We start from the raw sequence: 12,772 nt of genomic DNA on the forward strand, positions 1-12,772 counted from the left end.
CATGCCTTCCACCTACGATCGCTTCGCGCTGGTCACCGACTTCGAGCTCCGGGGCGATCAGGAACGGGCCATCGCCGAACTGACCGATGGGCTCGACCGGGGAGATCCGCACCAGGTGCTCCTCGGTGTCACCGGTTCGGGTAAGACCTTCACGATGGCGCACGTCGTGGCGACGGTGAACCGCCCGACGCTGGTGATGGTCCACAACAAGACGCTGGCCGCCCAGCTCTACCAGGAGTTCAAGCGGTTCTTTCCCGACAATGCGGTCGAGTACTTCGTCAGCTACTACGACTACTACCAGCCCGAGGCGTACGTCCCGGCGACGGGGACCTACATCGAGAAGGAAGCGACCATCAATGACGAGATAGATCGGATGCGGCTGTCGGCCACGCGGTCGCTCTTCGAACGGCGCGACGTGCTGATCGTGGCGAGCGTGTCATGCATCTACGGTCTGGGATCTCCCGAGGCGTACTACGGCATGCTGCTGCCCCTGGAGCGGGGCCAGACCGTCGATCGCGACGCGATTCTCCGAAAGCTGGTCGAGATCCAGTACGAACGGAACGACCATGAGTTTGGCCGGGGCGTCTTCCGGGTTCGGGGCGACATCATCGAGGTGTACCCGTCGTACGACGATCAGGGGGTCCGGATCGAGTTGTTCGGAGACGAGGTGGACGAACTGATCAGCTTCGATCCCCTCACCGGTCGCGCGCAGCAGCGTCACGACCGCATCGCCGTCTACCCGAAGTCGCACTTCGTGATGCCCCGCGAGCACACGCTCGACGCCATCGACGGAATCAAGGCGGAACTGGCCGAGCACCGCAACTGGCTGGAGCGGGCGGGGAAGCTGCAGGAGGCGCAGCGGCTGCACGAGCGGACGATGTTCGATCTGGAGATGATGAAGGAGATCGGCTACTGCCACGGCATCGAGAACTACTCCCGTCACCTGTCGGGCCGCGCCGCGGGCCAGCCTCCGCCGACGCTGCTTGATTACCTGCCGGAGGACGCGCTGACGATCATCGACGAGAGCCACCAGACCCTCCCCCAGGTGCGCGGCATGTACCACGGCGACCGCGCGCGGAAGGAGACGCTGGTCGAGTATGGATTCCGTCTACCGTCGGCGATCGACAACCGTCCGCTCAGCTTCGACGAATGGAAGGCGCGCGTCAGCCAGGTGATCTTCGTTTCGGCGACGCCGGGTCCGTACGAGCTGGAGCAGAGCGGCGGCGTCGTCGTGGAGCAGATCATCCGGCCGACCGGCCTCATCGATCCGGCGGTTGACGTCCGGCCCGTGAAGGGTCAGGTCGACAATCTCCTGCACGAGATCCGGGAGCGCTCAGCGCGGCGTGAGCGGGTGCTCGTGACGACGCTGACGAAGCGGATGGCGGAGGACCTGACGCAGTTCTATCAGGAGCTGGGAGTGCGGGTCCGCTACCTGCACTCCGACATCGACACGCTCGAACGGGTGGAGATCCTGCGCGATCTGCGCCGCGGCGCCTTCGATGTCCTCGTCGGCATCAACCTGCTGCGCGAGGGGCTCGACCTGCCGGAGGTTTCGCTGGTCGCGATTCTCGACGCCGACAAGGAGGGGTTTCTCCGTTCCGCCGGATCTCTCATCCAGACCGCGGGCCGTGCCGCGCGCAATGTCAACGGCCAGGTGATCATGTACGCCGACGCGGTAACGGAATCGATGCGCGAGGCCCTCGGCGAGATGGCGCGCCGGCGCGAGCGCCAGGAGGAGTACAACCGGACGCACGGGATCACGCCCGCATCGATCAGGAAGGAAATCGACGGTGTGCTGTCGAGCGTCTACGAGCGTGACTATCTGTCCCCGCCGGCTATCGACGTTCCGACCGAGACCTTCGCCTCGGCGGCCGATCTCGAACGGCGGATTGCCGACCTGGAGGCCGAAATGCGCGCGGCGGCGGCCAATCTGGAATTCGAGCGGGCGGCCGAACTGCGCGACCGCGTACGTGGCCTGCGGAACCTCGAACTGGGGGTCGGCAGTGTTTGAAACGGCGCCTGCGTCCGAGAAGAATATGAGAAGATCAAACAGGAGGAAAGACGGGATGAGCAGAGATTCTGATGGTAATGCGGCGATGGTCCTCGTGGCTTTCGTCATGGGTGCGGTAACCGGCGCGGCGGTCGCGCTGCTCTGTGCGCCGGCGACCGGCGAGGAGACCCGGCGTATGCTGAACGACCGGGCCCGTGAGGGGCGCGATCTCGCGGTGAATGCTGCGGAGAAGGGACGCACCATGGCGGTCGACGCCGCGCAGCGCGGCCGTGAGTTCGTGCGCGAGCAGCGGGAGCACCTGACCGAGGCCATCGATCGCGGCAAGGCTGCCTACGCCCGGGTCTCGGGCGGCCCGGACGTGGAAGACGAGCAGAGCTGACGGATGCTCGCGGACCCACAGTCGCTGCAGTTGACGCTGCTGGCCGTGATCGCGGGGGCCACCGCCATCATGGCGATCGTGCAGATCGCGCTGCTGATCGCCGGCGTCCGGCTCGCCCGGCGGGTGCAGGATCTCGCGGATACGGTTGAGAACGACATCCGCCCGGCGCTCGGAAAACTCGAGCGCGTGAGCGATGAGGCGACTCGAGTCGTCACTGCGGCGGCCGATCTCGCGGAGCAGTCGAAAGCGTTTCTTGATCGCGTGGGCGGTCGCGTGGACGGCCTCATGTCCGCCGCGCGCCTCGTCCTGGGAGGACGGGGTATGGCTGCCTTTGCCGGTGTTCGCGCTGCGGTCGAGTCGTTCGTGGGCGGTAACGGGCCCGCCCCGGCGACGGGAGGGCAGACGCCGCCCGGACCGCGGTCCGGAGACGCCGTTCAACGCTGATCTTGTGTTCCGGCGTTGACGACGCGCCCCGGCGGTGGTAGAAACGGGTTGTTACGAACCGATGTCGGGGAGGAGAGTCGCCATGACTATCCAAGAGAGATTCCGTGTAGTGTCGGTGGTGCTGGCTGCAACGGCGGTCGTGTTGAGCGGCTCGGTGGCGCTGGCTCAGGAGTCGGGCAGTCTGGCGAGCGAGCTGTCGGAGGTCCTCAACGCGGCGGGCCTCGACGCCATCGCGGCGCAGGATACGGAGGGCGATGACCGGTTTGTCGCCGCCCTTGCGTTTCCTGGGCAGCTCCTGGTGGTATCGGCCCGCTACGAAGTGCCGATGTACGTGCAGCAGAAGATAGAGGACGCGCAGTACCGCGAGGTCTATATCGACCTGAACGCGGCGTCGATAGCGGAAACGAAGATCCTGATCACCGATGTCGGCGCCGACGGGCTCACCGAGTCCGACATGGTCGACACCGGTGCCGGTCCCGCGCCGTTCGACGGCGACGCGGACGCCGACGCCCAGTACGCGCGGATGTTGCGTGCGTTGATCGAACAGGCGCGGTAGTCGTTCCCAAGGTCGGGCGCTTGGCTCAGCGGTAGAGCATCGCCTTCACACGGCGGGGGTCAGTGGTTCGAATCCACTAGCGCCCACCATTCTCCGGCCTCAGCCCAAGGCTTCTCAGCCCACCAGCGGGGATTCCTGCACCCGGCGTTCGCCCGGTCCGTCGTAGGCGTGCTTCGACGGATCGATCAGGCGCATGGCCTCCTGGCGGCGCGTTTCCTCGATCGCATGAGCCACGAGGCCCGGGACGCGCGCGATGGTGAAGAGCATCGTTGCCGTCTCGGCGTCGAGTCCCAGGTCGCCCGCGACGGCGGCGATGGCGCCGTCGACGTTCAGCGAAACGGTCGGCAGTCCGCTTGCTGCCCGGCGTTCGATCAGCTCCTGCTCGATCGCTCGGGCGAGTTGCGTGTGACCGCCTTCGAGCTCCAGCTCGAACGCGAGTTGCATCAGCCGTGCCGCCCGCGGGTCGCGCATATGTTGGCGGTGGCCGAAACCGGGCGGCGTCTGTCCGGTGGCGCTCATCTGATCGAGCAGCCGACGGGCGGCGTCGTCGTACGACACCCAGTCACCCACCAGCGCAAGTCCGTCATCCAGGAGGCGCATGCAGCTCTCGATGCTGCCGCCACCGCCAAGCCGTGAGCCGAGGGCGAGAAGGCCGGCCGCCGCCGCCGCGCGGAGCGGCGCCCCCGTGCTCGCGACGTTTCGGGCCGCGACGGTGGCGGGCGGCGTCGCACCATGGTCAATCGTCGAGATCAGCAGCGCGTCCATTACGCGGCTGACGGTACGGTCCGGCAGCTCCCCCGTCAGGACCAGATAGATGGCGTCGCTGAACGACACCCGTCCCATCAACTCGTCGACCGGATAGCCACGCAGCAACACCTTGTTGGGTTCCACCTGCGTGATAGCGGTCGGCCAGCGCTCGGACGGCTCGGCGCGTGTCGTCGTCGAAGGGGGAGTACTCATTTTCTTCGCCTCGCTTCCTGAGCCTCGCGGCAGGGGCTATGATGGCTGACAGCCGCGAGATAGGGAAGTTGAAGATGCAACCGGAGCGTACATCATCGCCCGTCGGATTCCGTATGACGGTACTGCTGTTGGCGACGGCCCTCTGGCTGCTGCCGGTGGCGGCCGCCACGCCGGTGGCCGCACAGCCGCGCGCCACAGAAGGGGATCACCCCGACATTCGTCTTTTCTTTCTGGCTCTCGACCAGGACCGTGACAAGGCCGCGGAGGCGCTCGACCAGATTGCCGAGCAGTGGCGCGACGGCTACGCGGGCATGCTCTGGGACCTTATCCGGTTCTACCCTCCGCCGCGCGATCCGGCGCCAGCGTTCTCGACGGATCCGACCGACCCCACTAATCAGACCCGCGAGTTGGAGCCGCCGCCGGTAGAGTCGCCCGGTACGCGGGTCTGGCGCGACCTGATGGGGTTCCTGGAGGACCAGACAGGCCAGCGATTCCGCGGCAGTCTCGTGCGCGCGCACCAGTGGATCTGGGCCCAGCCGTACGATCCGCACCCCGACTACCCCTTCTTCAAGGGCGTCTGGTACCGCGAGATAGACCCTGCGTTTGCCGACTTCTTTCCTCCCGGCACGGAGACGTTGATTCGGCTCGACGAGATTGACTGGGGCGGCGTTCCGGTCAACGGCATTCCTCCGCTCGAGTACTCCGAGTACGTCGGCGCGAACGACGATGCCGCCGACTACCTGGACGACGACGACATCGTCTTCGGCATCGCCGCCGGTGGAGAGATGCGAGCCTATCCGAAACGAATCCTGGCGTGGCACGAGATGGCGCTCGACCAGGTCGGCGGCATCGAGTTGACGATCGTCTACTGCACGCTCTGCGGTACGGTCATCCCGTACGAGAGCGTTGTCGATGGCCGGCACATCAAGTTCGGCACGAGCGGCCTGCTCTACCGGTCGAACAAGCTGATGTTCGACCATGGCACCAAGAGCCTGTGGAACACGTTCGAGGGGGTGCCGGTGGTGGGTGCGCTGGTGGGCAGCGGACTCCGGCTTACGCATCGCGCCGTAGTGACCACGACGTGGGGCGAGTGGCGGCGGATGCACCCCGGGACGACGGTGCTCACCCTCGCCACCGGCCACGAGCGGGACTATGGCGAAGGCGTGGCGTACCGCGACTATTTCTCGACGGATGCGCTGATGTTCCCCGTTCCGGACCTGGACGACCATCCGGACGGCGAACTGGACAACAAGGACGAGGTGCTGACGCTGCTGCTCGAGGATGCGGCCGGACAACGCCAGCCGCTTGCGATTTCGACGGAGTTTCTCGAGGACAACCGGCTCCACCCGGAACAGCATGCCGGTCGGCGCCTGCTGGTGGTGACGACCGGGGAGGGTGCGAACCGCGTCTTCGACCCGGGCGACAGCAACTTCGTCCGGCTCGAGGGCGACCTCGTGGTGGTGGACGCGGACGGCGGGCGATGGCAGGTGACGGAGGATGCACTGGTGCACGCGGACAATCCGTCCCGGCGCCTCCCGCGGGTGGCGGCGCAGCGGGCGTTCTGGTTCGGCTGGCGGGCCCAGTTCCCGGAGACCCGCCTGGTGCGCGACTAGCAGCTCGGGTTGCCAGGTCCGCCGGCCTCCAGGCCGGCAAGAGAAAAAAGTCGATGCCGGCCTGGAGGCCGGCGCACCGTAGTGAAGCCGCTAGGCGAATCGGGTTCGGATCGGCTAGGCTAGTGCCTTCCGAGCGGCGGTATCTTGTAGTGGCGGTGACGGGAGACTCGAAGGAGCAGGCACGATGAAGCTACTCTGGACCCTGACTCTGGCGGCGGCGGTTCTTGCGCTCGGCGCGACCGGCGCCCAGGCGCAAGATCTGCAGGTGGGTGACGACGCGCCCGCCTTCGACCTGCCGGGGAGCGACGGAAATACCCACAGCCTCGGGCAGTACGCCGGACGCACCGTCGTGCTGGCGTGGTTCCCGAAGGCCTTCACCGGTGGTTGAACGGCCGAATGCAAGTCGCTGCGTGAGTCCAGCGACCAACTTCAGCAGTTCGATCTGGCGTACTTCATGGTGAGCGTTGACGATGCGCAGACGAACCGGGAGTTCGCCGAATCGCTCGGGGCCGATTTCCCGATCCTGAGCGATCCCGGCAAGGGCGTGGCCCGGGCCTACGGCGTCGTTAACGCCGAGCGGGAGTTGCCGTTCCGGTGGACATACATCATCGGCGCGGACGGCAAGATCCTCTCGATCGACAAGGACGTGACCCCCAACACGGCGGGTGCGGATCTCGTGGCGGACTTGACGCGGCTGGACGTTCCGCGTCAGTAGCGAAGACCGGAACGGGCCGCGGGAACGCACGCTGGTGGAGGCGACGCAAGATCCGCCGACATCGGGCCCGGGCCCGCCGGCAATTGCACTACCGTGTCCAGGAGCTATGGACAGCGCGGCCGCTGTGCGCAGCGTGGCGTCAGTCGGATGACCGGGAGGAAGAAGACGATGACGCTTCCGAGGACTGCGCCTTCTCGTCGATGCGAACCTCTTCCTTGAAGCCGCGAATCGCTTGACCGAGCCCCTTGCCGAGGCCTGACAGCCGCTTCGCACCGAAGATGAGGATCACGATGGCGAGAATGACGATCAGTTCCAACGGACCGACCGGCCCAAGCAGCGCGAGCATCAGTCCAGAGTGCATGTTCTGACCTCTCTTCCGGGGCGTTCCTGCCCTGGATCACGACCCGCCCCGCGAGCAGATCGTCCCCAGAATATCACGTCCGGCGGCGCATAGGGATGACCGACAAGACCACAGCCCGCAACCCGGACGTGCAGGCGACCGAAGCCGCGCAGGCCCGTTTTGACGCGGCCCGGCGGCGGGTCGGGCTGATCCTCGGTCCCGCGCTCTTCGTGCTGTTGCTCCTAGCGCCGCTCGAGGCGCTGACGCCGGAGGGACAGCGTCTGGCTGCCGTCACGGCGCTGGTTGTCGTTTTCTGGACCACCGAGGCGCTGCCGCTTGCGGTTACCGCACTGCTCGGACCGGTGCTCGCGGTCATTCTGCGCGTGGCGCCGGTCGGCACCGTACTGGCGCCATTCGCCCACCCGCTCATCTTCCTCTTCATCGGAAGCTTCATCCTGGCCCAGGCGCTGTTCGTTCACCGCGTGAACGAGCGGATCGCGTACGCCGTGCTGTCGCTCCGCATGATCGGCGCCCGGCCGACGCGAATACTGATCGCGTATGGCGCCCTCGCCGCGTTCCTGTCCGCCTGGATGAGCAATACCGCGACGACCGCGATGCTGGTACCCATCGGCATCTCGCTCGTCGTCTTCATGGAGTCGGCCGGCGACCTTCCGAAGCGTTACGCAACCGCGCTGATGCTGATGACGGCGTACGGCTGCTCGATTGGCGGCATGGCGACCCCGGTCGGGACGCCGCCCAACATCATTGCGATTGCCGCGATTCAGGAACAGCTCGGCGTCCGGATCTCGTTCGTCGAGTGGATGCTCTTTGCCGTGCCGATCACGGTCGTGTTCATGGCCATCGTCTTCGTCTATCTCAATTGGGCGGGACGGACCGGCATCCGCGAGATCCCCGGCGCGGAGAAGATCATCGCGGAGCGCCGGGCGGCGCTCGGGCCCTGGAAGCCGGGCGAGCGGAACGCCATCATCGCCTTCGGGGTTACGGTCTCGCTCTGGGTCGGTCCCGGTCTCCTGCCGCTTGTGCTGGGCCGTGAACACCCGTTTGCCGTCGCCGTGCTCGGAAGCATGCCGGAGGCGGTCGCCGCGCTGACCGGCGCCATCCTGCTGTTTCTGTTGCCGATCAGCCGGACCGAGCGAAGCACGCTCACGTGGAAGCAGGCGGCGCAGATCGACTGGGGCACCATTCTCCTGTTCGGCGGCGGGCTCTCGCTCGGTACGCTGTCGGGCGCGACAGGCCTGGCGCAGGTTGTGGGCGAGGGAATCACGGGCCTCGTTCCTTCCAACGACGTCGTACCGATCACCATCGCCGCGACGCTCTTCACGGTAGTGCTTTCGAACACGATGTCGAACACCGCCGCCGCGAACATTGCCGTGCCGATTGTCATCGCCATCGCGGTCGCGGCCGGCGTAGACCCGATTCCGCCGGCCATCGCCGCCGCCCTCGGCGCGTCGGTCGCGGTCGTCCTCCCGGTCTCGACGCCGCCGAACGCCATCGTCTATGCCTCTGGCCGCATACCGATCACCAAGATGATCCAGTACGGCCTCCTGATGGGCTTCCTCGCCATTGTGCTCGTTCCCATCGTCACGCTCGCGGTCCTGTCTGTCGTTCGCGGCTAGGAGCCCACTCGAGCGACTCGGGAGGGAAGGTCCGCCGGCGGTCCGCGGCGCGCGTCAACCTGAAGTCCGCATGCTATTCTGGCAACAGGTATCAGCGAGTGCGGGGACTGTTGCGACTGCCGGGTGTGCGACATCTGCACGAGCGGCAGTTGCTTTTTCCTGCGCTCGTGCTGCTTGTCGTGGCGGGTGTTCTGATCCACGGAGCGCTCGATCGCGAGCAGGCGGCACGGGCCGACCTGGGCAGCACCGATACGACCGCCGCGGAGTCGGTCGGCGCCGACCAGCGGGAGACGAGCGTTCCGGTGCGGGCGCCGTCCGGCCCGCTGCTGTCACTCCGGGGCGATCTTGAGAAGACGCCGCTGACCTACTTCTCGGACTACTGGGCACAGTTGGCTTCGGAGATGGGCGCGCACCTGCTGAAGGTGGGCGCGACGGGAGAAAGCGGCCTCGTGGTCGAGCCGGGACTGGCGGTCACGTCGATCGTCGCGGCGGACGCGTTGATGGCGGTGGAGGCGCGATCCCGGTTGAAAGCGGCGAGCCGCGAGACGGCCGAGACGACCGAGAACGTTGACGAGGCGACCGGCACGGCGACCGACGACGACGCCGATGTCGAGGCCGACCCCTGGGCGCTGGCGTCCTCGGGCGTCCGCGCCATCGATCGAGAGGAAGGCCTGGCGCTCGTTGAGGTTGATGACGGACTGCCGCAGTTCGCCCACGGCGATGCGCGGGGGCTTGCCTCCGGTTCGTATGTCGGCGCGGTGACGCTTGATCGCGCGGGAGCGCCTTCCATCACACCGGGCTACCTGGTTTCCGCAGCGGCCGACGGCAGCCTGGAGCTCTCCTTTGGGCCGCCTGCGAGCGGGCTGGCGGCGGTGGTCGATCTGGACGGCTTCCTGGTCGGCGTTACGTATCTTGCTCCCGACGGGGCGCGGGCAATGGCGGTTGACGCGCTCAGGCGCAAGCTGGATGCAATGGTCCAGCCGGAGCCCTGCCGCGCAATCTCGGTCGCGCAGCTCGACGTCGGCGTGCTTGACCTGCTTGGGAGACGCGGGCTGCTGATCGATCGGGTCGTTGCATCCGCGTTCGCGCCGGAGCCCTCGTTGCGCGCGGGCGACGTGTTGATCGAGTGGAACGGCGAGCCGGTCAACAGCGTCGAGGGGTTCGAAGCGAGCTACGACGCGCTGGAGGCGGGCCAACTGGTTCGCTATCGGGTCATCCGCGGTCGGCGGACTGTTGCGGGTGGTACGGTGCTGCCCGACGCTGAGTGCCGGGCCGAGGCGCCTGCCGTCGTGCGCCTCGCACGTCTCGGTCTGGAGGTCGAGTGGCGTGATGAAGCCGACGCGGGTGGCTGGATCGTGACGACCGTCGTGCCTGATGGTCCGGCTGGGCTGGCCGGGGTCGCCGAGGATGATCGGCTGCTGACCGTGGACGGACGCGCGGTCGCGGCGGGCGACAGCCCCCGGGCGCGCGCAGCGGTCGAACGTCTCGATACGAGCGACAGTCCGGTGCTCCTGAGTCTTGGCCGCGGAGACCGCGTTACGCTGGCTGCCATCACGCCCCCGGGCCTGTAGCCGTCGTTGTGTCTGCATCAGACCTCCTGGAACGCGTCGGCGGCGCGCTCGCGCGGATCAGTTCGCGGCTCTCGGTCTGGCGCTGGGCCCGTGTCTGGCTGCGGAGTTCGTTCCTGCCGGAGCAGAACTACCTCATTATCCTGGCCGTCGTCGTCGGCGTCCTGACCGGCCTCGGGTCGGTCGGCTTCATCTACGTCCTGGAGATGGTCGCCGACTTCGCGCGCGGACCCGTCGCATCACTCTTCGATCGTTTCGGCGCGGCGCAACTGGTTCTCCTGCCGGCGCTTGGCGGATTGATGGTCGGCCCTCTCGTGCAGCGCTTCGCGAAAGAGGCGAAGGGCCACGGCGTGCCGGAGGTGATGACGGCGCTGGCGCGTTTCGGGGGCTACATTCGCAAGCGGGTGGTGACGGTCAAGGTAATCGCTTCCTCCCTCACCATCGGCTTTGGCGGCACCGCCGGCCGTGAAGGTCCGATGGTTCAGATCGGCGCTGCCATAGGGTCCATCGTCGGGCAGTGGACGCGGCTGACCACGACGGATCTCCGCACTCTGGTGTCCTGCGGCGCCGCCGGCGGGGTGGCGGCGACGTTCAACGCGCCGATTGCCGGCGCCATCTTCTCGATGGAGGTCCTGATCGGCCGGATCCGGACCGATTTCCTGCTGGTGCTGCTCACCTCGCTCAGCTCGTGCCTGGTGGCCCGCTACTTTCTGGGGAACTTCCCGGCGTTCATGGCGCCCACCTACAGCCTGGTGTCGCCGGCGGAAGTCCCGCTCTACTTCCTCATGGGGACCATCATGGGGGCGGCGGCAACTGCCTACGTCCGCATGCTCTACTGGTCGGAAGACGTGTTCGGCCGGTGGCGGTTTCCCGAGTGGCTGAAGCCGGCGGTGGGCGGCCTGATGGTCGGTCTGGTAATCCGGTTCTTTCCGGAAGTGTACGGTTCGAGCTTCGAGGCGATTGAATCGGCGCTCTGGGTCCGGTTCGACGCCGACCTGCTCTGGTGGCTCTTCATTGCGGCCCTCGTCGCCAACTGCGCAACCCTCGGCTCGGGCGGGTCGGGTGGCGTGTTCGCGCCGAGCCTGTACATGGGGGCGATGCTGGGCGGTGTCTTCGGGTCCTTCGCGCACGCCTGGTTTCCTGACTGGACGGCCGGTTCCGGTGCCTATGCGATGGTGGGGATGGCCGCGTTCTTCGCAGCGGCCGCGAAGGCGCCGACCACGGCGATCATCATCCTCTTCGAGATGACGAACGACTATCGGATCATGCTGCCCCTGATGGCGGCCGTGGTGGGGAGCGTCTATATCTCGCACCGGTACTCGCCGTTCAGCATCTACACGCTGCGGCTGCACCGGCGCGGAATCCCGTTCCCGTACGTCGACACGGAACAGCGGCCTACGTCGGAGGAGGCGCCGGCGACCTCCGGGCGTACGCCTCCCGAGACTGCCGGGGCGTGACGCTCCGCTACCGGGCGTGACGCCTTACTGCGATTCCTGGCTGATGATGATCGACTCGAGCTCGGTCTGGTCGGTCGGAAGTTCCGTGTCGCCGGCAGGGAAGTCGTTCACCTCGAGCATGTAGGCGACAATATCGACGTAAGCCTGCGGACTGAGGCTCGCGGGAGCCCCCTGCGGCATCGTCGTCCGTATGGCGACCACCATGTCGCCCACCGACAGGTCGCTCCAGCGGAAGTGGAACGGCGCGCCAATCAGCGCCGGGGCGATACCGTCGCCGAGCAGGTCGTCCAGGTGGCATTGCGCGCATTCCTGCTGGTACGACTCCAGGCCGCGCATCGCCTGCTCCGCGGTATAGACGGAGTCCATCGTGGTCTTCTGCTGCGCTGCCGCGTGCAGCGTGAACGCACCTGTCGCTGCCAGGAGCAGCGCCGCCGCTGCGACCGTCACCGTCACCCTGCCGTTCATCCGTGCTGCGCTCATGGCCCCCTCGTCAGTCGTGTCGATCAGTGAGATCCGTGCCGCCGGGCCGGTCGTGCAACGCCGGCCAAACCCGGTCACTATACCAGTACGCGGTGGATGGCTGCGGGGCGGCTGCCGGCCCGCTGGGCCGGATTGCCCGCGTCAGTCCGGCGCGGGCAGGAAGAGCAGCAGGCAGCAGAGCGACGCGTTGATTCCGTGCGACGCGAAGCAGAGCGGACAGGGTACCCGCAGCACGACCAGCAGCGCGTAGCTGAGGTAGATGCCCAGCCCGACGGTTGCGAGGCTGCTCGCCACGCACAGCCGCCAGACCCACGGATCGCCCAGGATACCCAGGGCCGCGCCCGCCATCAGCGCCACGTAGTACACCTGCCCCAGCAGCGAGTTGGGCGGCCCGAACACCCGGGCGTCCCGAGTGAAGATGACCGTAGCGCACGTGCGCTCGTCCATCCGGCAAACACGGGGGATCCAGCGCGCATCGGCTGGCGTCCACCGCCAGGCGACCGCCGTGAAGTAGCTGGCGATCGCGAAGCCGGCGGCGGCGAGCAGCGCGATCGCGATCGTCATGATGCGCCGTGAGCGGCCCGGCCCGAAGCGCGTGGCGCCGCCCGTGGG

Annotated in this window: 13 protein-coding genes and 1 tRNA gene; 10 read left to right on the forward strand and 4 right to left on the reverse strand. The window is 67.2% G+C overall.

Going from position 1 to position 12,772, the window contains the following annotated elements; all coding sequences use genetic code 11:
• Nucleotide 1 precedes the first annotated feature (1 nt).
• The 5 genes from uvrB (at nucleotide 2) to F4Y45_16070 (ending at nucleotide 3,479) form a co-directional block, all read left to right on the forward strand.
• Nucleotides 2-2,011, forward strand: a complete 2,010-nt coding sequence (gene uvrB / locus F4Y45_16050) for an excinuclease ABC subunit UvrB (GenBank protein ID MXY26016.1) — start codon at nucleotides 2-4, stop codon at nucleotides 2,009-2,011.
• Nucleotides 2,004-2,390 carry a YtxH domain-containing protein gene (locus F4Y45_16055; GenBank protein MXY26017.1) on the forward strand — a complete coding sequence of 129 codons (387 nt, stop codon included), beginning with the start codon at nucleotides 2,004-2,006 and terminating at the stop codon, nucleotides 2,388-2,390. Before uvrB ends, F4Y45_16055 begins: the two co-directional genes overlap by 8 nt.
• A 3-nt stretch (nucleotides 2,391-2,393) precedes the next feature.
• Nucleotides 2,394-2,834 (forward strand): hypothetical protein, encoded by a 441-nt coding sequence (locus F4Y45_16060; GenBank protein ID MXY26018.1) that lies wholly within the window; start codon nucleotides 2,394-2,396, stop codon nucleotides 2,832-2,834.
• Nucleotides 2,835-2,916: 82 nt separating this feature from the next.
• A complete protein-coding gene (locus F4Y45_16065; protein MXY26019.1) occupies nucleotides 2,917-3,390 on the forward strand; it encodes a hypothetical protein in 474 nt (157 codons plus the stop codon).
• Between the two features lie 14 nt (nucleotides 3,391-3,404).
• A tRNA-Val gene (locus tag F4Y45_16070) sits at nucleotides 3,405-3,479 on the forward strand.
• Nucleotides 3,480-3,504: 25 nt separating this feature from the next.
• On the opposite strand, the gene F4Y45_16075 is transcribed toward F4Y45_16070, so the two are convergent.
• Nucleotides 3,505-4,350 (reverse strand): citryl-CoA lyase, encoded by an 846-nt coding sequence (locus F4Y45_16075; GenBank protein ID MXY26020.1) that lies wholly within the window; start codon nucleotides 4,348-4,350, stop codon nucleotides 3,505-3,507.
• 38 nt (nucleotides 4,351-4,388) lie between these two features.
• Here F4Y45_16075 and F4Y45_16080 point away from each other — a divergent pair, with 38 nt between their 5' ends.
• Together F4Y45_16080 and F4Y45_16085 are read left to right on the forward strand one after the other, a co-directional pair.
• Complete coding sequence (locus tag F4Y45_16080) at nucleotides 4,389-5,963, forward strand: DUF3179 domain-containing protein (protein ID MXY26021.1); 1,575 nt, start codon at nucleotides 4,389-4,391, stop codon at nucleotides 5,961-5,963.
• Between the two features lie 184 nt (nucleotides 5,964-6,147).
• Nucleotides 6,148-6,678, forward strand: a complete 531-nt coding sequence (locus tag F4Y45_16085) for a peroxiredoxin (GenBank protein MXY26022.1) — start codon at nucleotides 6,148-6,150, stop codon at nucleotides 6,676-6,678.
• A gap of 139 nt (nucleotides 6,679-6,817) precedes the next feature.
• Here the strand turns inward: F4Y45_16085 and tatA are convergent, their stop codons facing one another.
• Nucleotides 6,818-7,024, reverse strand: coding sequence for a twin-arginine translocase TatA/TatE family subunit (gene tatA, locus F4Y45_16090; GenBank protein ID MXY26023.1), 207 nt, complete (start codon nucleotides 7,022-7,024; stop codon nucleotides 6,818-6,820).
• Between the two features lie 110 nt (nucleotides 7,025-7,134).
• Here tatA and F4Y45_16095 point away from each other — a divergent pair, with 110 nt between their 5' ends.
• The 3 genes from F4Y45_16095 (at nucleotide 7,135) to F4Y45_16105 (ending at nucleotide 11,680) form a co-directional block, all read left to right on the forward strand.
• On the forward strand, nucleotides 7,135-8,655 hold the full coding sequence (locus tag F4Y45_16095; GenBank protein MXY26024.1) for a DASS family sodium-coupled anion symporter: 1,521 nt from the start codon (nucleotides 7,135-7,137) through the stop codon (nucleotides 8,653-8,655).
• A gap of 125 nt (nucleotides 8,656-8,780) precedes the next feature.
• Entirely contained in the window at nucleotides 8,781-10,226 is a 1,446-nt protein-coding gene (locus tag F4Y45_16100) for a hypothetical protein (GenBank protein MXY26025.1), read from the forward strand.
• 8 nt (nucleotides 10,227-10,234) lie between these two features.
• Nucleotides 10,235-11,680 carry a chloride channel protein gene (locus tag F4Y45_16105; protein ID MXY26026.1) on the forward strand — a complete coding sequence of 482 codons (1,446 nt, stop codon included), beginning with the start codon at nucleotides 10,235-10,237 and terminating at the stop codon, nucleotides 11,678-11,680.
• 24 nt (nucleotides 11,681-11,704) lie between these two features.
• Here the strand turns inward: F4Y45_16105 and F4Y45_16110 are convergent, their stop codons facing one another.
• A complete protein-coding gene (locus tag F4Y45_16110; GenBank protein ID MXY26027.1) occupies nucleotides 11,705-12,160 on the reverse strand; it encodes a cytochrome c in 456 nt (151 codons plus the stop codon).
• A 141-nt stretch (nucleotides 12,161-12,301) separates the two neighbouring features.
• The gene (locus F4Y45_16115; protein MXY26028.1) at nucleotides 12,302-12,724 is read right to left on the reverse strand and encodes a vitamin K epoxide reductase family protein; all 423 of its coding nucleotides are present in this window, start codon (nucleotides 12,722-12,724) and stop codon (nucleotides 12,302-12,304) included.
• Between the last annotated feature and the right edge of the window lie 48 nt (nucleotides 12,725-12,772).

This window comes from Acidobacteriota bacterium (assembly GCA_009838525.1).
Classification (GTDB): Bacteria; Acidobacteriota; Vicinamibacteria; order Vicinamibacterales; family UBA8438; genus VXRJ01.

What these genes read in the sequence shown, in the direction of transcription:
- uvrB (MXY26016.1), top strand. Translation starts at nt 2, where the DNA reads ATGCCTTCCACCTACGATCGCTTCGCGCTGGTCACCGACTTCGAGCTC.
- F4Y45_16060 (MXY26018.1), top strand. Translation starts at nt 2,394, where the DNA reads ATGCTCGCGGACCCACAGTCGCTGCAGTTGACGCTGCTGGCCGTGATC.
- F4Y45_16065 (MXY26019.1), top strand. Translation starts at nt 2,917, where the DNA reads ATGACTATCCAAGAGAGATTCCGTGTAGTGTCGGTGGTGCTGGCTGCA.
- F4Y45_16075 (MXY26020.1), bottom strand. Translation starts at nt 4,350, where the DNA reads ATGAGTACTCCCCCTTCGACGACGACACGCGCCGAGCCGTCCGAGCGC.
- F4Y45_16080 (MXY26021.1), top strand. Translation starts at nt 4,389, where the DNA reads ATGATGGCTGACAGCCGCGAGATAGGGAAGTTGAAGATGCAACCGGAG.
- tatA (MXY26023.1), bottom strand. Translation starts at nt 7,024, where the DNA reads ATGCTCGCGCTGCTTGGGCCGGTCGGTCCGTTGGAACTGATCGTCATT.
- F4Y45_16095 (MXY26024.1), top strand. Translation starts at nt 7,135, where the DNA reads ATGACCGACAAGACCACAGCCCGCAACCCGGACGTGCAGGCGACCGAA.
- F4Y45_16110 (MXY26027.1), bottom strand. Translation starts at nt 12,160, where the DNA reads ATGAGCGCAGCACGGATGAACGGCAGGGTGACGGTGACGGTCGCAGCG.
- F4Y45_16115 (MXY26028.1), bottom strand. Translation starts at nt 12,724, where the DNA reads ATGACGATCGCGATCGCGCTGCTCGCCGCCGCCGGCTTCGCGATCGCC.